The 19,287-nt window shown below is 33.9% G+C and carries 14 protein-coding genes; 9 read left to right on the top strand and 5 right to left on the bottom strand.

Going from position 1 to position 19,287, the window contains the following annotated elements; translation table 11 throughout:
* The first annotated feature begins 94 nt into the window (after positions 1 to 94).
* The 3 genes from AC5YGG_RS20585 to gap all read left to right on the top strand — a co-directional run bounded on the left by AC5YGG_RS20585 (position 95) and on the right by gap (position 3,075).
* Positions 95 to 967, top strand: a complete 873-nt coding sequence (locus tag AC5YGG_RS20585; RefSeq protein WP_496146309.1) for a DUF4846 domain-containing protein — start codon at positions 95 to 97, stop codon at positions 965 to 967.
* A gap of 83 nt (positions 968 to 1,050) precedes the next feature.
* The gene (gene pfkA, locus AC5YGG_RS20580; protein ID WP_496146308.1) at positions 1,051 to 2,037 is read left to right on the top strand and encodes a 6-phosphofructokinase; all 987 of its coding nucleotides are present in this window, start codon (positions 1,051 to 1,053) and stop codon (positions 2,035 to 2,037) included.
* 33 nt (positions 2,038 to 2,070) lie between these two features.
* On the top strand, positions 2,071 to 3,075 hold the full coding sequence (gene gap / locus AC5YGG_RS20575; protein ID WP_066697221.1) for a type I glyceraldehyde-3-phosphate dehydrogenase: 1,005 nt from the start codon (positions 2,071 to 2,073) through the stop codon (positions 3,073 to 3,075).
* A gap of 66 nt (positions 3,076 to 3,141) precedes the next feature.
* Here gap and AC5YGG_RS20570 read toward each other — a convergent pair whose 3' ends face one another.
* A complete protein-coding gene (locus AC5YGG_RS20570) occupies positions 3,142 to 5,112 on the bottom strand; it encodes a hypothetical protein (RefSeq protein ID WP_496146307.1) in 1,971 nt (656 codons plus the stop codon).
* A gap of 186 nt (positions 5,113 to 5,298) precedes the next feature.
* Here AC5YGG_RS20570 and AC5YGG_RS20565 point away from each other — a divergent pair, with 186 nt between their 5' ends.
* From AC5YGG_RS20565 to recA, 3 genes are all read left to right on the top strand, one after another.
* Positions 5,299 to 6,111 (top strand): response regulator transcription factor, encoded by an 813-nt coding sequence (locus AC5YGG_RS20565; protein WP_496146306.1) that lies wholly within the window; start codon positions 5,299 to 5,301, stop codon positions 6,109 to 6,111.
* Between the two features lie 81 nt (positions 6,112 to 6,192).
* Complete coding sequence (locus AC5YGG_RS20560) at positions 6,193 to 7,377, top strand: oxygenase MpaB family protein (protein ID WP_496146305.1); 1,185 nt, start codon at positions 6,193 to 6,195, stop codon at positions 7,375 to 7,377.
* 422 nt (positions 7,378 to 7,799) lie between these two features.
* A complete protein-coding gene (gene recA / locus AC5YGG_RS20555; RefSeq protein WP_496146304.1) occupies positions 7,800 to 8,801 on the top strand; it encodes a recombinase RecA in 1,002 nt (333 codons plus the stop codon).
* A gap of 228 nt (positions 8,802 to 9,029) precedes the next feature.
* On the opposite strand, the gene AC5YGG_RS20550 is transcribed toward recA, so the two are convergent.
* Together AC5YGG_RS20550 and AC5YGG_RS20545 are read right to left on the bottom strand one after the other, a co-directional pair.
* Positions 9,030 to 10,463, bottom strand: a complete 1,434-nt coding sequence (locus tag AC5YGG_RS20550; RefSeq protein ID WP_496146303.1) for a hypothetical protein — start codon at positions 10,461 to 10,463, stop codon at positions 9,030 to 9,032.
* Between the two features lie 138 nt (positions 10,464 to 10,601).
* Positions 10,602 to 13,496: an alpha/beta hydrolase family protein gene (locus AC5YGG_RS20545; protein WP_496146302.1), complete on the bottom strand. Its 2,895-nt coding sequence runs from the start codon at positions 13,494 to 13,496 to the stop codon at positions 10,602 to 10,604.
* 154 nt (positions 13,497 to 13,650) lie between these two features.
* Between AC5YGG_RS20545 and htpG the strand changes: the two genes are divergently transcribed.
* Positions 13,651 to 15,543: a molecular chaperone HtpG gene (htpG, locus tag AC5YGG_RS20540; RefSeq protein ID WP_496146301.1), complete on the top strand. Its 1,893-nt coding sequence runs from the start codon at positions 13,651 to 13,653 to the stop codon at positions 15,541 to 15,543.
* Between the two features lie 669 nt (positions 15,544 to 16,212).
* Positions 16,213 to 16,617: a helix-turn-helix transcriptional regulator gene (locus tag AC5YGG_RS20535; RefSeq protein WP_496146300.1), complete on the top strand. Its 405-nt coding sequence runs from the start codon at positions 16,213 to 16,215 to the stop codon at positions 16,615 to 16,617.
* Positions 16,618 to 17,152: 535 nt separating this feature from the next.
* Here AC5YGG_RS20535 and AC5YGG_RS20530 read toward each other — a convergent pair.
* The gene (locus tag AC5YGG_RS20530; RefSeq protein ID WP_496146299.1) at positions 17,153 to 17,449 is read right to left on the bottom strand and encodes an MGMT family protein; all 297 of its coding nucleotides are present in this window, start codon (positions 17,447 to 17,449) and stop codon (positions 17,153 to 17,155) included.
* Between the two features lie 75 nt (positions 17,450 to 17,524).
* Here AC5YGG_RS20530 and AC5YGG_RS20525 point away from each other — a divergent pair, with 75 nt between their 5' ends.
* Positions 17,525 to 17,671 (top strand): hypothetical protein, encoded by a 147-nt coding sequence (locus tag AC5YGG_RS20525; protein WP_496146298.1) that lies wholly within the window; start codon positions 17,525 to 17,527, stop codon positions 17,669 to 17,671.
* 409 nt (positions 17,672 to 18,080) lie between these two features.
* On the opposite strand, the gene AC5YGG_RS20520 is transcribed toward AC5YGG_RS20525, so the two are convergent.
* Positions 18,081 to 19,055 carry a deoxyhypusine synthase family protein gene (locus tag AC5YGG_RS20520; protein WP_496146297.1) on the bottom strand — a complete coding sequence of 325 codons (975 nt, stop codon included), beginning with the start codon at positions 19,053 to 19,055 and terminating at the stop codon, positions 18,081 to 18,083.
* Between the last annotated feature and the right edge of the window lie 232 nt (positions 19,056 to 19,287).

The raw sequence follows: 19,287 nt of genomic DNA, 5'->3' as shown, positions 1-19,287 counted from the left end.
TATTAGTGGCAAAAAACGGTGGAAAATAAAAGTTTAGTTTCCATTTTCCAATATTTCACAAAAAATCCCATATTTGTAAACGAATCAAATGACTATGAAAAAAATTATTTCAGGAGGGATCATGGGCTTGATTATTTTGGGTTGTACTCAGGATAAAAAACCATCAAATATTCCTGCCCAGGAAACAGAAGATTTAATGCCTGTAAGCTCAGTACAGATTAATAAGGATAAAAATACTATCAAAGAGAGATTTTCTCCTCCCAAAGGTTACGAATGGCAGAGTGAAAAAGCGGGTTCATTTGAGGAATTTATTGAAAATTTTAAGCTAAAACCCGATGGAAGTCAGATTTTAAGATATGATGGAAGCCCTATTTCCACACAACACCTTCATGAAGCTGTTTTTGATATTGATACGGGAAATAAAGATCTTCAACAATGTGCGGATGCAGCAATCCGATTGAGAGCTGAATATTTATACAAGCAAAAAAGATTCGACGAAATTAAATTTCATTTTACGAGTGGTGATTTACTGAGCTGGAATGATTACAAAAATGGTACAAGAGCATTTGTGAATGGAAATTCTGTGAGCTTTAGAAAAACGGCAGGTTTTGATGATTCTTATCAGGCTTTCAGAAATTATCTGGACCTCATCTTCAATTATGCGGGAACTATTTCACTTTATAAAGAAACAAAACAGGTATTAAAAACGTCCGATTTAAAAACCGGGGATATTTTAATTACTCCAGGAAGTCCGGGACATATCGTATTTATTGCGGGTGTTTCTCAAAATAAGGAAGGAAAAAAATTATTCTTACTGGGAGAAGGTTTTACGCCTGCACAGTCTATTCATCTGTTATCCAATCCTTTTAATAAAAATATATCGCCGTGGTATGATCTTGATGTGAATGCTGCGGAAACCAAAACTGCGAGGTATATTTTCAAACCAACAAATTTCAGAAGCTTTTAATTATTTATATTCAAAACTATTGGAAAGTTACTACGATAATCTGAACTTGTTTTTGTAAATTTGTGTTCGAAATTTTTTACTAGATGAAAGAGAGTGCTGTAAAAAAGATTGCAGTTCTTACTTCGGGAGGAGATTCTCCAGGTATGAATGCTGCATTAAGAGCGGTAGTAAGAACCGCCAATTACTATAATATCGAATGTTACGGGGTAAGGGAAGGCTACAATGGTCTTATCAGCAATGATTTCCTAAAAATGGGAGCCCGTTCCGTAAAAAATATAATCAATCAGGGTGGAACGATTCTAAAGTCTGCCAGATCTACCGAATTCAGAACTAAAGAAGGGCGCCAGAAAGCCTATGATAACTGCGTAAAGCTGGGTATCGATGGACTGGTATGTATCGGTGGAGATGGAACTTTTACGGGTGCAAAAATCTTCAGTGAAGAATTTGGAATCCGCGTGATTGGTATTCCGGGAACAATTGATAATGATATTTTCGGAACGGATAATACCATCGGATATGATACTGCGTTGAATACTGCTATGGATGCGATTGATAAAATCCGTGATACGGCAACATCTCACAACAGGGTTTTCTTTGTGGAAGTAATGGGTCGTGATGCAGGTTTTATCGCTTTAAACAGTGGATTAGCAACAGGTGCTTTGGATATTTTAATTCCTGAGAAAAAAGACAGCACGGATGATCTTTTTGAGAAATTCAGAAAAGCTGAAAAAACAGGAAAAGCATCTAGTATTGTAGTCGTAGCAGAAGGAGAAAAGCTAGCCAATGTTTATGAACTGGCTGAAAAAACAAAGAAAATATTCCCTGATTATGACATTCGTGTAGCAATTTTGGGTCATATGCAAAGAGGAGGATCTCCCAGCTGTGCAGACAGAGTACTTGCCAGCAGACTTGGGTATGGTGCAGTAGTAGGATTAATGGATGGACAAACGAATGTAATGGCTGGAATGCGTTCCAACGATGTGGTGTATACCCCAATTGAGGAAGCCATTAAAAAACATAATGAAATCAATAAGGATTTAATGTTGATTTCAGAAATTTTAGCAATCTAATTATTTTTATAAATCTAATAAAAACAAACTATTATGTCAACAATCAAAGTAGGTATCAACGGTTTTGGTAGAATTGGACGTCTTGTTTTCAGAGCAATGACTGAAAGAGACAACATTGAAGTTGTAGGAATCAATGACCTAATCAATGCAGAATACATGGCTTACATGTTAAAATATGACTCTGTACACGGTATTTTCCCAGGTGAAGTTTCTGTAGAAGGAAATGATCTTGTAGTAAACGGAAAAAAAATCAGAGTAACTGCTGAGAAAGATCCAAGTAACCTAAAGTGGGACGAAATTGGTGCAGATTACGTAGTAGAATCTACTGGTCTATTCCTAGATAAAGAAAGTGCTGCAAAACATATTACTGCTGGTGCTAAGAAAGTAATCCTTTCTGCTCCTTCTAAAGACGATACTCCAATGTTTGTAATGGGAGTAAACCACAAGGAACTTACTGATGATATCAAAATCTTATCAAACGCTTCTTGTACAACAAACTGTTTAGCTCCTTTAGCTAAAGTAATCCACGATAACTTCGGAATCGTAGAAGGTTTAATGACCACTGTACATGCTACAACAGCTACTCAAAAAACTGTTGATGGTCCTTCAATGAAAGACTGGAGAGGTGGTAGAGCTGCTCTAAACAACATCATCCCTTCTTCTACAGGTGCTGCAAAAGCAGTAGGAAAAGTAATTCCTTCATTAAACGGAAAATTAACTGGTATGTCTTTCAGAGTACCAACTGTTGACGTTTCTGTAGTAGATTTAACAGTGAGAATTGAAAAAGCTGCTTCTTATGAAGAAATCTGTGCAGTAATCAAAGCTGCTTCTGAAGGTGAATTGAAAGGTATCCTAGGATACACTGAAGAGGCTGTAGTATCTCAGGACTTCGTAGGAGATAAGAGAACTTCTATCTTCGACAAAGACGCTGGTATCATGCTTTCTCCTAACTTCGTGAAACTTGTTTCTTGGTATGACAACGAAATGGGTTACTCAAACAAGTTAGTTGATATGCTTGTACACGCTGCTTCTTTATAATAAATAATGAGCGATAAGCTATAAGTAATATAAAACCTTCCCGATGGGAAGGTTTTTTGTTTTTGGTTATTTTACTAATGTACTTAAATATTTAACATTATCTCTTACTCCTTTTGTGAGATTATAAGTTAAAGATAAAAACATTCCAGCTCTATATTCTTTAGTTAAAAGATCCTCTCCTTTATTTTGACTTGGGTAAGAACTTTCAACATTATACCCCTGTCTTAAAACTTCTACATTTTTCATGGTAACTCCTGCTGTAACAGTAATTCTATCATATTTACCTAAAATAATACTTGGACCTACATAGAAACTATTTAACTGTATTTTATCATCCTCAAATGCGAGCCCCATTCCTGCACTAAAACCATAAGTTGTATAGCGAGTATTCCGAAAACTGGCTGTAAACAAACCTACAAATGCTGGTGTATAAGTTTGTTTCGCTTGTTGTAAGATTTTAACTGAATCTGTTTCTTGTTTCATTTCATATTTTTTTACATTTGGAAACCAGCTTCCTGCAATTCCTAAACCTAAATCAAAACGAATACCTCCATAAGTAAATTCCTTATATCTAAATTTTTTACTTCTGTCTAAATCATTTTTGGCGTTATCCCGTTTTTTTATATCAATATCAAAAACAACTATATCTCTCATTGGCTGTATAGGAATTGAAACCTCATAATATGTTTCCCGTTTTTCTAATAAAGGAACAGCTTGTTGAATATGCCTCACCATGTCATCATAATTATTAGCTTTCACATTTTCATTCATTTGGTCTGCTAAAACTTTAAGTTTTTCTACATAGGAGTACAGTTTTGTCATCCCTCCAAAATCAAGAACATCCGAAAGCTCAGGATTGTATTTCATATAATCATAATACTTCTGTAGGTCTCGTGATTTTATTTCATATTCTGAAATATCAAATTGTACAAGTTTTAATTCATAAAGCATCGATCTAAGATTCACAAAAAATTCATTACAGTAAAATTCATATGTGAGCTCACTATTTCCTGAAATATTAATAATTTCCTTATAATAATTCCTTATTTTCAATGTTTTCTTATAGCTACTTTCCAATTCACCGTATGACTCTATAAATTTCCTGCTGTCAGTTTCAAATTTCTTAAGGGCAAATTGTTTATTAGTTTCAAGTTCTTTTATTTTAGAATTATCTGCTAAAATTCGTTTTTTAATTAGTTCTATATCATCCTTGATCTTTTTTATTGTTGCCGACTTCTTATTAAATTCCTCTTTTTCTGTTATTGCACGTAGTCTTATTATTTCAAGAGCTTCAATTTCTTTCTGATTATTTACTTTTTCTTCTGAATCAGTTAAAAGTACATTTTCCTGTTTTTTATTAGCTATTTTTTGATCCTGATCTTTAATTATTTTATCTAATTCAATCTTTTTTAGTTCATTATTTTGTTCTAAAATTTTAATTTCTAATTCACTATTCTTCACAGAATCTATCCTGCTACTTCTAAGTTGTATTAAGCTTTGAAGTTTAGGGATTTCATTTACCTCTTTAAGAGTCTTGTCTTTATCTTTATCTTGTACTTTACCCGAAATATCATCTTTTCCAAATGTTACATCATTATTTCCACTTGCAACTGATGTATTTGTATTTTTAGGACTTTCAGTTTTTGCAGCTTCACTTTCTTTAAAACTCTTAGCTAATAGAACAAATTCTTCAATAAAGCTCTCTGCTAAGGAAGAGTCTCTTAGAACAATGTTAGTTTTATATGCAAAACGATTAATATTAGAAATTTTAAAAACAACGGGTGAATTTACCTCCAAACGATTTCTATTTCGATTAAACACTCCTGTTACAAAATCATATTCTACTTCGTAGGTTTTTGTTCTTGTAGAATCCACCCCTCTATTGGTTTTTGTAATAATCTTTTTTTTATGAGATTTAGATTTATGATTCTCTTTAACTATGTATTCGACGACTGCTTTTTCCTTCTCTTCTTCGTTTTGTCCATAAACTGCAGCCACCCAGCAGAACAAGAACAGCAATAAAATTTTTGTTTTCATGATTATTTGTTTTTCAGGTTAAAGTTTTTTGATTGGTATAAAGAAGAATGGAAGACTTCAACTGTAAAACGAAGAGTTTAAAAGTTGAGCTTCCATGGTTGTTAGTTTCATATAAAGCTACAATACTTTGAAACCAAATGAAATACCTCAAAAGGGTGATTTTTTTAACATAATTTTATTAATTTTATGAAAACATTAACTATGGATAAAAAGTTTATTACTCAGGCTAAAAAGCCTCATCCCTTAACAAAGGTGTGGAACAGCTATCCTGAACTCCTCCAGAATGATAATACAATGCTTTCTGTACCCTCCATTGAGCGCATTATCGGAGAGGTATTTGCACCAGGAAAATTTTATCATTACATTATCAATTTTGCTGACAGCACCATTTACAATCACCATGAAGACATTCTGAAAATACATGGTTTGAGTAAATATCCGGTACATCTTAAGGAAATCATAGACCTCATTCATCCTGATGATCTGGAATTTGTGATGGAAGCAGAAAGAATGTGCATGGCAAAAATGATCGAAATAGATGCTTCCGACAGACTTTCAGAATTGAAGTTCAGTTATTGCTTTCGGATGAAAACTTTTAAAGGCAATTACGAGCTTTTCCATCATCAATCCTTACATACATTCAGGGATGAAAGTGGCAGCGTTTTACAGGCAATTAATATTCACACCAATATTGAACATATCACGCACCAGAATTCTTATACGGTTTTAATCTCCGGAATCAATGGCAGAGAGGATTTCCATCAAATGCAATGGAAAAAAGATGATACAACAAGTGAATCTATTCCCGCAAAATTCACCAAAAGAGAAGTTGAAATTATTACTTACATTGCAAAAGGCAATTCTGCCGGAAAAATCTCTGAAAGGTTAAATATTTCTGAAGAAACTGTAAGAACCCACCGAAAAAATATATTAAGAAAAGCAAATTGTAAAAACTGTTCAGAACTTATTAAAATGGCTTTTGAATGGGGATATTTATAAAAATCGTCTTTCAATCCTGATAAATCTCACAATACTATTTCGGTGTGAAACTTGTACTTTTATATATCTAAGGAATGAACAATGATACAACCCCGATTTAAGGATTCTCCACATTTCAGACATTTTTGGGAAAATGGCAACGGAAAACAACTGATTGAATTTTCCGGTGCTGAAATAAGCCTCAAAAACTTTGAACAGTATGCTCCCTTCTTTTATCATGTGGATGAAACCGGTGATGAAGTAGTGAAAGATGTCTATTTTACTAAAAAATTTAATGAAGCTTCCAAAGAAATTGAACATTACATCCGAAATGGGGTTTCCGAAAATGATAATGTTCCGGAAAGTGTTAAAAAACTCTTTTCACAAACACAAAATATTCCAGATTGGCTTGATTATAAATTATTAAAAAGCGGAGCTGAATTATGCATGAGAAGCAACCTGGACTCATTAATTTCCCTCAGAGATTATTGTCTGATCGGAGGATATGATTATGCTTATCTCAACAAACCCCTTATCGTAACAGAAGCTCTGAAAAAGGGAGCTGTAAAACGCCTTTCAGAGACATTGGATTTCTGGGTAAATGTTACTCGCTATGACGCCCTTGAAATTCATGCAAAAGGATATGAATTTGCAATAAAAACCCGTCTTATCCATTCCTATGCAAGACTTTCCATCAAAAAACATTATAAAGACTGGGATGTAGAGAACTGGGGAGAGCCTATTAATTCCTGGGATATGATGGCAACCTACATCGGTTTCAGTCTTGTTTTTCTTCACAGCCTGAAAAAACTGGGAAATACTTTTTCTGTGGGAGAAGAAAAGGGGATTTTTCATTTATGGAAATATGTCGGTTATTTGCTGGGAATCCCTGAGCAACTTCTTCCTGATGACAAAAAACAGGCTACTGAATATTTTTATTTATGGACTTCTATTCAGCCGCCATCAGATAAAGATTCTGTTCTTTTAGCCCATTCATTGCTTGATGAATCACTGGAAAATCCTATTTTAAAATATAAATTTCAAAGGACCAATCTGAGGTATCTTCACATCTGCTGTACCTGGTTTTTACTGGATGATGAAGTATGTAAAAGGCTTCAGATTCCGGAAGTTTCCAACAGAAATTTATTTCCAAAATCTAAGATTCTATTCAACAAAATTTATGATAGCTTGGTAAGTCGTGAAGCCAGAATAAAAAGAGGAAATAAAGATCAGATGAAGGTTTTGAAGGATTATCTGAACATTACCAAAAATTCAAACTTTCACTGAAAATCTTAGATGCTAGGATTCTAATAATTTAATGCGTTTGTTTTTTTTGCCACGAATGCACGAATTTTTTCATATCATATTCTAATATTTAAATAATAGAATTAGTGAATTCGTGGCAAAAATTCTATAGAGAATAGTTTTATCAAAAGTTCAAATTATTATGCTCTAAACATATATAGTATGTAAATATCTTGCGCTTTTAAATTGTCAGAAAATTTAAATTTGACTTTATTTACAAATCATAAGACAGAAAAAATATATTTTAAATCTATTTATGTACCACATTCTGCATCTCCTTCGTTTTGAATAACATCAGTCTTAAAATTTTATCATTTTTTAACTCTAAAAAGCAGTTTCGGGGATAAATAATATTAGTTTTTGATATTTAAATTATGTATTTTTGAGAAATTATTTTAATAGAGATGAGTAACATTGATGATAAGAAAAAAGCACTCGCTTTAGTGCTTGACAAGTTAGATAAAACATACGGAAAAGGAACAGTAATGACGTTAGGCGATGAGTCTATCGACAATACAATAGAGGTAATTCCTTCCGGATCTTTAGGATTAGATATTGCATTAGGTATAGGAGGATATCCAAAAGGGAGAATCATTGAAATTTATGGTCCTGAATCTTCTGGTAAAACAACATTGACACTTCATGCTATTGCTGAAGCTCAAAAAGCTGGAGGTATTGCGGCATTCATTGATGCTGAGCACGCTTTCGACAGAACATATGCTGCAAAATTAGGAATCGATTTGGAAAACCTTATCATTTCTCAGCCGGACAACGGTGAGCAGGCATTAGAGATTGCTGATAACCTTATCCGTTCAGGGGCAATTGATATTGTAGTCATTGACTCCGTAGCAGCTCTTACACCAAAAGCTGAGATTGAAGGAGAAATGGGTGATTCTAAAATGGGTCTTCACGCAAGATTAATGTCTCAGGCATTAAGAAAACTTACGGCTACTATTTCAAGAACGAAGTGTACGGTAATTTTCATTAACCAGTTGAGAGAAAAAATCGGTGTAATGTTCGGAAACCCTGAAACAACTACCGGAGGTAATGCTCTTAAATTCTACGCTTCTGTAAGAATTGATATCAGAAAAGCAAGTGCACCGATCAAACAAGGTGACGAAGCTATCGGAAGCCGTGTGAAAGTGAAAATTGTAAAAAACAAAGTAGCTCCACCTTTCAAACAAGCAGAATTTGATATTATGTACGGAGAAGGAGTTTCTAAGGTAGGAGAAATTCTTGATGCAGCAGTTGATATGGGAATTGTGAAGAAAAGCGGTTCTTGGTTCAGCTACGAAGAGACTAAACTTGGTCAGGGACGTGATGCTGTAAAAGATGTTTTAAGAGACAATCCTGAGCTTTCTGAGGAATTGGAAAACAAGATCAAGGAAGAATTAAAAAACAAATAATTTTTTCAATAAATATAGAAAAGGCAGTCTTAGGATTGCCTTTTTTTATTTGCCACCATGGGATGATTTTTCTGAATAATATTTAAGATGATGAAGTAATTTTTTCACCCTAAGATTATTTTAATTATGTTTTATTTTAAGTTGGTAAAGTGGGAATCAATTCATTGATAAACGAAAAACGAGATTATCCTAATGAACAATCTCGTTTTAATCTTATATTTTTTAATCTTATTCTGCGATCTTTCCTTGTAGCTGTAACGCTCCGGTAACTTTCATTCCTTTGGTTAAAGTTTCAAATCTCATATTTTCTTTATTAACAAAAGCATCAATCGTGAAGAAGTCCTCCATTTCGTGAGTGATTAATTTCAGTTTCAGAATATATCCTTTAAGACTTCCATCCTCAAGCAATTCTGTTTCTTTGAAATCTACTACTGTACCAATGAAGTCAAAACATGCATAATTGGGAAGATCATTACTTGGTGCGTATGTCGTAAAGTCTTCGCTCATTTTTGTACCATCAGCTAAATCAAAATTCTGTTGGATATCCAAAATGAAAACAATTCCACTTAAATTAATCTTCAAATGTGGTTGTGTTAAATACGTATTTTTATTTTCTGCATAATCCGTTGCAAAATACCAAACTCCAAAAGTTTCTCTCGCAGGTCCTGCAACAATTGCTTCTAAATCACCAGCATTTTCCCATTCTCTGATTGATCTGGTTTCAAAATCTAAAGTATAATCCGTTTTCACTTCAGGATATATTGTACTAAGTTCTTCGGTAATAACGGTCTTAAATTTCACATCTTTGAAATCCGTTTTACTGTTCGGATTTTCAATGGAAGGGTCATTAACTGTAGACTGTAATAAGATAGCTTGCAGGTAATTCGAATAATCTTGATTTTGAAAATTTGTATGTCCGAAAATTCCGCTCCATGTATTGACAAGGTTGTGAACATTCGATTTTCTGATGATAATTCCTGCTTCATTAGTCATTTCAGGAGCTTTAATTCCTTCCATATTCTGGAAATAATTTTTACCATCAACCAATTGAGTATTCATAATCTCGTTATTTTCATCATGAGAGAACTCTGCAAATCCTTTATAGCTGATATTACCGTTTTCAAGAATATATGGAATTCCTGTTTGTGCCTTACCTTCACCTTTGAAGTGATAAGCTAATGAAATTGCCTTAAATTCTTCTTCTCTCGTTGCCGGATTGTGATTCCCATTATGATCAAATTGAGAGTGATATAAAATGACATACGATTTTATTTTCCCTTCCTTAAGTTCAGTTTCAAACTTCTCTTCCATTCTTCTGATTCCCTCATATATAGGAAGCGCATAAGCATCTTCTGTCACCATATACAAGAAACCCTCCACTTCACCATTTCCTTTTTCAAAAGCGGAAATAGGAGTATACTCACCTCTTAGTTGCAGAGCAATGGAATGTACGATATACTCGTTATAAATCTTAAGTTTTTCATACTCTTCATTCACTTGTTTTTCTTCCGTAGATTGTGTCGGGATTTCGGGTATAGTCTCTACCACTTCCTCAACTATTGTTTCTACTTCTTTCTCTTCGGGCATTTCATATTGCTGAACCGGAGTATTGACATTTGCCTGTTTGTTGTCTTTCTTCTTAAAAAAATCAAAGATTCCCATAGTCTTATTAAAATTGGCGGTAAATATAATAAAAGCTCACAATAGACCCATCATAAAAAAATGCCATTGTGTCAGTTATACTTTAAAGAAATATTATACAATAAAATCGGCGGAGCCAAAGGCTCCGCCGATACTTTATTAATTAGGCTTATCGTCTGTTAATTCAAATCCCCAGTCCTTTCCTTTCTGAACTGCCGGAACACCTTTCGTCATCCATAGCGGAGCTTTAGCCCCTTTAAGATAATAATCAAAAAACTGTTGTTCACGAATTTGAATATCTTTTCTGTTCTGACGTTTTATAAGGTTGTGATCATCACCATTATAGTTTAGAAGCCAAGCAGGTTTTCCAAGACGGCGTAATGCAGTAAACATTTCAATACCTTGATACCATGGCACTGCTCCATCTTTATCATTACTCATAATAACTACCGGTGTTTCTACCTGATTAATTGTAAAAAGAGGTGAGTTTTTAATATAAAGTTCAGGAGCTTCCCATAAATTCTTTCCTAATCTACTTTGTGATTTTTCATACTGAAACTGTCTGTTCATTCCTGATGTCCATCGGATTCCTCCGTATGCGGAAGTCATGTTGACCACAGGTGCACCACTCCACGCAGCAGCATACATATTTGTATGAGCAATAAGATATGCTACCTGATAGCCGCCCCAGCTTTGCCCCTGAATTCCGATTTTAGTAACCTCTACCCATGAGTTTTGTTTTAGTTTCTCAACTCCGGAATTAATATACTCCATTGCAGATTCTCCCGGGAAACCATCTGTGTAAGAAATATCAGGTGTAAAAACTAAATATCCGTTACTCACAAAATAAGAAATATTCAATCTTGAAGGTGTTGGAGCAGGTGCCACATAACGATTCAGGTTATCTGAAAGTTTCTCATAGAAATAAACAATCATAGGATATTTTTTGTTTGGGTCGAAATCTTCCGGCTTATATAAAACTCCTGTGGATGTATTTCCTTTCGGTGTGGTCCAGTGTACCAGTTCATCAGTCCCCCAATTGTAAAGTTTTTGCTGTGAATTTGTATCACTCAGTTTTTGTTGGGTTGAAAAATCTGATGTTGCAAAAATATTTGGAGAATCCGTGTAAGATTCTTTTACTAAAATATACTCTTCAGTATTTTTTGCCTTTTGAAGGGTACGATATCCCCATACATCTTCCATTTGAATTTTTACAGGATCTCCATTCGACTGAATAGCTGTTTTGAAGATTCCATTTGCTTTGGTTGTATTGTCAAATGCAGATAAATAGATAGAAGATTTTCGGTTTAAACTTTTAATATCTTTATCAAGCATGTAAGTATCAAACGTAATTTTATTTTTACGCCCGAATCCATTCGTGATATTTCTTGGCTTTTTTGAAGTATTTAAGAAAAATTCCCAAAGATCATAACGATCTCTGATAATTACAGATTCATCATTATCTGTCCAGGATGCAATTCCATAAGAACCCGGTAAATCCGGCATATCAAACTCTTCATCCACAAAAGAAACAGGCAAACCGCTACTCAATGGTGATGTTTGTTTTGTTTTAACATTATAACTTAACCACTGTCCTTTTTCTCTGTCAAAAATCACAACAAATTTTCCAAGCGGAGATATAGCAACAGCACCATCAAGGTTTTTAATAATTTCCGTTCTGTCTCCTGTCTTATTATCGATCAGGAAATATGTTTTCTTTGAAGAACCTTCCCACTGTGAAGAAATACGGTTGTTCAAACTGGTAATACCAATCGCAAATTCTGCATTTCCTTCATTTGCCAAACGTAATGTATCTAAATCTTCGCCATCAATATTTCTAAAGAAATCCGGTTTTTCCGTTTGCATTACAGCCGCGTAAGATTTTTTCAAATCATTTTTCAACTTCTGTAGCTGTACCGTCTGAAGATAATCATCTCTATAATTCCAGATGTCTACCACAGCATGATCGTTTGCAATCATTGCTGTATCTTTCGCTACAGGTTTTGGAGCGACTCCGAAATAAAGCTGTTTCCCATTTTTACTGAATATTGGAAAACGGTTTTCAGAAATGACCCAATTCTTTTTCATTTGGGTATTTTCGTTCGTTACAACTTCTTTTTTCTTCGTTTTAAAATTAAAATAATACAGTTCATACAGCTTTACTAAATCATTCTGTGCAGAAGAAGTTCCAACAAAAGCAAGCTGATCTCCTACTTCATCAAAAGATAGCTGTGAAAAATCACCTTCCATTTCAGAGATTTTATTGACAGTCCCTTTTTGAAGATCTACTACCTGTACAGTTTGAAGCGCATATTTCTTTGGCTTTGATTTATCAGTGTCTTTCTTTTCCTCAGATTTTTCATCTGGTGAATCTTTTCCTTCTTTTTTATCCTTCTTTTCTTCAGGCTTTTTAGTCACAAAAACAAGTTGTTTCCCGTTTTTACTGAACTCGTAGCGAACTACATTATCATAGGTAGTACTTTTTCCATCCAGAAGATTTCGAACGACTAATTGTAATGGTTTTGCATTTTTATCTTCTTCCTTGTTTTCGTCTCCGTCTTCTTTATCAGACGCACTATCTGAAGATTTATCTTTTATATTTTCTAGAAGATAGGCAACATAAGAACCTGCTTTTTCAGGAGTTTTAAATGATTTTACATTAGGAATTTTCTCTGTTTTATTATTCGAAAAATCTACTATTGCAAGACTGTCTTTTGTTAGCTTATTCTTTTTAAGCTTTTTATCTTTTACCGCTTTTATATCTTTATATTCCGGACGGATCTGAAAAACAGCAAATCTGGAATCTTCAGTAAAATCCATTTTAATTGCTCTTGCAAAATTCTTTGATGTTTTATTTTTAACGGAATATAAAACAAGATTAGGGTTTCCTTCCTGAACATCTACAGAATAGGCTATCCATTTTCCGTCATTAGAGATTTTTCTTGCGCCGATGTTTTGCCAACTGTCATAAACAGAATGGTCTAAAGGCTTTTTCTGTCCATACATCCAACTGGTCATGATGAGCAGAATAAAAACTGTACACTTCAACTTCATTTTTATTATTTTTTAAAGGATTAAAAGTATGATATTATCTTTGATAAACCACAATACTTCACTTCAATCTCAAACAAAAAAATGTCATTCTGTCACATTCCTGCAAGTGGTATTTTTTTTGAGAAAGATTTGAAAATTAAAAATCTAAAATATTATGACTAAAGGAAATATTAATGTATCTGTGGAAAATATTTTTCCACTTATTAAAAAATTTCTTTACAGTGACCACGAAATATTCTTAAGAGAGCTAATCTCCAACGCAACTGATGCTACTTTAAAGCTAAAGCATTTAACCAGCATTGGGGAAGCAAAAGTAGAATATGGAAATCCCAAACTTGAGGTTAAAATCGATAAAGACCAGAAAACTTTACGTATCATCGATCAGGGGATTGGTATGACGGGTGAAGAAGTAGAAAAATATATCAATCAGGTTGCTTTTTCAGGAGCTGAGGAGTTTCTTGAAAAATATAAAGACACAGCGAAAGATTCTGGAATCATTGGACATTTTGGTCTTGGTTTCTATTCTGCATTTATGGTGGCTGAAAAGGTAGAAATTCTTACCAAATCTTATAAAGACGAGCCTGCAGTAAGATGGATATGTGACGGAAGCCCGGAATTTACACTTGAAGAAACTACTGATAAAACAGACAGAGGAACTGAAATCATTCTTCACATTGCAGAAGATTCTGTAGAGTTTCTGGAAGAAGGAAAGATCCGTGAGCTGTTATTAAAGTATAATAAATTCATGCCTGTTCCTATTAAATTCGGAACAAAAACACATACACTTCCATTACCGGAAGATGCTCCGGAAGATGCCGTTGCAGAAACTGAAGAAGTAGATAACATCATCAATAATCCTACACCAGCTTGGACAATCGCACCAAGTGACCTTACCAATGAGGATTATATGAAGTTCTATCACGAGCTTTATCCAATGCAGTTTGAAGAGCCGTTATTCCACATTCACCTGAATGTTGATTATCCTTTCAATCTTACCGGTGTTTTATTCTTCCCTAAATTAAGCAACAACTTAAATATTGATAAGGATAAAATCCAGCTGTACCAGAATCAGGTATTTGTAACAGATGAAGTAAAAGGTATTGTTCCTGACTTTCTAATGCTTCTGAGAGGATTAATTGATTCTCCGGATATTCCATTAAACGTTTCCCGTTCTTATCTTCAGGCAGATGGTGCTGTAAAGAAAATCTCTTCTTATATCACTAAGAAAGTGGCGGATAAAATGGCTTCTCTGATCAATGAAAACCGTGAAGATTATGAACAAAAGTGGAACGACATCAAAGTAGTAATTGAATACGGAATTATTACAGAAGAAAAATTTGCTGAAAAGGCAGATAAATTCACATTATATCCTACAACAGATGGTAAATACTTCCTTTGGAATGAATTGGTAGAAAAAATTACTCCTTCTCAAACAGATAAGGATGGTAAACTGGTCGTTCTATATGCAACAAATGCTGACGAACAACACAGCTATATTCAATCTGCCAGGGATAAAGGATATGAAGTTCTTTTATTAGATTCTCCTATTATTCCTCACGTGATCCAAAAATTGGAGACGTCAAAGGAAAATATTTCATTTGCAAGAGTAGATGCTGATCATATTAATAATCTGATTAAAAAAGATGAGCCTATCATTTCAAAATTAACTGACACTGAAAAGGAATCTTTAAAGAAAAATGTAGAAGAGGCTATTCAGGATACAAAATTCACTGTACAACTTGAAGATCTTGATAGTTCAGATGCTCCGTTTACAATTACCCAACCGGAATTCATGAGAAGAATGAAAGAAATGCAGGCTACCGGTGGTGGCGGTATGTTCGGAATGGGAGGATTCCCGGAGATGTATAATCTTGTTGTAAATTCAAACAGTGATCTTTCTAATCAGATCTTAAAAACTGAGAATACTGAGGAAAAAGAAAGCTTAATCAAATACGCTTTAGACCTTGCGAAGTTATCTCAAAACTTATTGAAAGGTAAAGACCTGACAGATTTTATACAGAGAAGTTATAAGCAACTTGAAAAATAATGTTCTGAAGACTGTTTCTAATGAAGCAGTCTTTTTTTATTAAATGTTGGAAACGCAAAGACGCAAATTTATTGTACATAGATGATGCTTTAAGGCGCAAGGGATTTTATCTCCGATAAAATTGTATACCGCTGAATAATTAGCTACTACTGCACGAATAAAAAAGTTAATTGACCTAATATGCTAGGTGGTTGGTATTTTTGAGTTGCATAGGAATATATTCATATAAAATAAATTCGTGCATTAGTAGCAAAAAATAGATGTACAGATTGCTGAAGACCTTTGATTTTCTTGCGCCTTAAAATAAGCATAATATTTGTGAAAACCCTTTGCGCCTTAGCGTTTCCAACATTAGCATTAATAGAAGACGCCCTATCATCTATTTTTAAACCACAAAAGTCACAAAAGGTTTTAAACACTTAAGATTATGAAGTAAATAGTATACTGTTGAAAAGAGCACATAAGTTTTGCAAATCTTCGATTTTCTACTGATAGTACTTTTATGTGATATTATTTTAAACTCATTAAGTGAACTAAAGTGTTTAATCATAAAGCTTTTGTGACTTTTCTGGCTTATTGTCTCTTAATAGTGAAAATTTATGAGCATTTTTTTTAATTTTCTATTGTATACATTGTCCTTTTTTGCCATTTTTGTATAAAATGTCGGTTATGCAAAAAGAAAAATTACGTCTTATCAGAAAACAAAAGGGCTATACTCAGCAGCAGGTAGCTGATTTTATTGCTACAGATGTATCTAACTATAGCAGAAAAGAAAGTGGTGATGTAAGAATCATTCAGGATGAATGGAACAAAATTGCCCGTTTCTTGGAAGTACCGATTGAAGATATTTATGAAGACGAAACAGCTGCAGTAGTTGTTAATAATGACCATCCTATATTTAATGACAGATCCACTTCTGCAGGTGCAATCACTAATCAGAATAATTATGATAATATTCCAGGAGCTATCATTGAAAATCTACAAAATTATATTGCATTGTTAAAAGAGGAAAATGAAAGACTGAAAGAGGAATTAAAAGGATATCAAAGCCCTTCAACAAGAGCTAAGAAATAACAATACAGTTTTAGACTGTGAAAATATTCGTATCACTCATATCAATGTATGAGTGATATTTTTTTTTACACTGTCATTCTGAATGTAACGAAGTGAAATGAAAAATCTAAACTATCAATGAGATTCTTCCTGTGTCAGAATGACAACTTCGTCACGGATAGAAATTGTAATTATACATCAGCTTAGTAAAAATCAATGAAATTGATTCCATCTTCGCTCTCTCAAAATACTACATTATAAAAAGAAACTTTGCGTTATTTTTTTTGCCACTAATGCACGAATTTATTTTGATGTATCTAATGATGATTCTTTTTTGCAAAGAACTAGTAATTAGGTTTTATTTAGGAGGCTAAGAATGGCAACGTCACCATGGATGGAAATTTGTAATTATACATAAACTTAGTAAAAATCAATAAAATTGATTCCATCTTTGCTCACTCTTAATTATACAGCATCAAAAATAGAAACTTTGCGTTTATAAAAAACACGTATTATTAAGCCACGAATCCACTAATTTATTTTGATGATAAATTTATTATAATTCATTCATCGGATCCCAGAACAGTTTTTTAAAACCTTTTATCCTTAAGTTTTCCACAGTAATTCCTTCCGCTTCTAACTTCTTCTGAAACTCAGGAACAGATAAGGTTCCTGAGCTGGAAATGACACGGTGTGCAGGAACATCTTTTGGACAGCCTCCCATTGCTTTTCCCACATGACGGGAATGATTGGGATAACCTACCGCTTTTGCTATAGCACCATACGTAGAAACTCTTCCCTTTGGAATAAGCTTGGTTACTTCATATACCTGTTGTTTAAAAATTTCGTCCATATGCTAAGATATTCAGTTTTTGCACCATTTTTGAATTCTTATTGTATCAATGATGTTTCATTAAAAGATAAAGGTATGAAAAAATCATTTTTCCGTTTACTGAATGTAATCAATAAAAAGGTTCTTCCGAAGCTAAGTAAGAAAGATCCAAATAAACTGACAAAAATTGAAAAGGGAATTCTGTCGTATCGTTATTTTGTGCTGGTGAATTCTTTGGGCTGATTTCTATTTTCCCGCAGATGGCACAGATTTTCACAAACCCAATGGTACTGAAAATATTGGCGCGCAGATCTTGCTGATTACGCAGATTCTGTAGAAACGTCTAGAATGTTGGAAAATCGCAAAGGCGCAAATTCTTTTTACATAGATGATGTTTTAAGACGCAAAGATTTTATCTTCGATAAAATTGTATGCTGTATATATATGTTTATTTATGCTTAAAAAATATCATTCATGCATTAGTGGCAAAAAATAGATGTATTACTTGCTGAAAATCTTTGCGCCTTTGCGATTTCCAACAAATCTCCGTAATCAGCTAGTTCTGCGAGAGATCTAAAAATATTAAAGTATAAAATAAAAAAGCGCTCCTAAATGGAAGCGCTCATATTGTAATCTCGTAAGAGTTTATTTCTTAAGCATTCTCAAGAATGTAAGAGAACATTAATGGTGCACAGATTGTTGCATCACTTTCAACGATAAATTTCGGTGTAGTGATATCCAATTTACCCCAAGTGATTTTCTCATTTGGAACTGCTCCTGAATAAGAACCATAAGAGGTAGTAGAATCAGAGATCTGGCAGAAATAAGACCAGAAAGGAATGTCATGCATTTCCATATCCTGATATAACATTGGTACTACACAGATAGGGAAATCTCCAGCGATACCTCCACCGATTTGGAAGAATCCAACTCCTTTTCCACTTGAGTTTTTAGTATACCAATCTGCAAGGTAAGTCATGTATTCGATTCCTGATTTCATTGTAGTAGCTTTAAGCTCTCCTTTGATACAGTAAGAAGCGAAGATATTACCCATTGTAGAATCTTCCCATCCCGGAACTACGATTGGTAAGTTTGCTTCTGCAGCAGCAATCATCCAAGAGTTTTCTCTAGGAATTTCGTAGTACTGCTCTAATACTCCTGAAAGGATCATTTTGTACATAAATTCATGTGGGAAATATCTTTCTCCTTTAGCTTCTGCATCTTTCCAGATTTCCACGATGTGCTTTTGTAATCTTCTGAAAGCTTCTTCTTCAGGGATACAAGTATCAGTAACTCTGTTTAGACCTCTCTCTAAAAGATCCCACTCGTCCTGAGCAGTCAAGTCTCTGTAATGAGGAACTCTTTCATAGTGAGAGTGTGCTACAAGGTTCATTAAATCTTCTTCAAGGTTAGCTCCTGTACAAGAGATAAAATCTACTTTACCCTGACGGATCATTTCTGCAAGAATCTTTCCTAATTCAGCAGTAGACATTGCTCCTGCTAGAGTAATCATCATTTTTCCGCCATCTTTAAGATGTGCAACATATCCTTTAGAAGCATCCACCAATGCAGCTGCGTTGAAGTGCAGGTAGTACTTTTCTATGAATTCAGTTATCGGTTTGCTCATTTTTAATAATTTTTGCAAAGATAAAACTTAAAAACGGAATGCAGCCAACGCACTTGAAGAAAGTCTCTCAGAAGGATGTTTTTTTATCATTTGTTAAATACGAAGGGTGGAAGATATTTTAATTGATATACTTTTTTGTTGGGTAAACGCAAAGGCGCAAAGGTTTTATCACTATTACGCTTATTTTAAGGCGCAAGAAGATCAAAAATCTTCAGCAATCTGTACCTATTTT

This window comes from Chryseobacterium sp. CS2K3, assembly GCF_059515185.1.
This window is presented reverse-complemented; position numbering and strand designations above follow the sequence as displayed.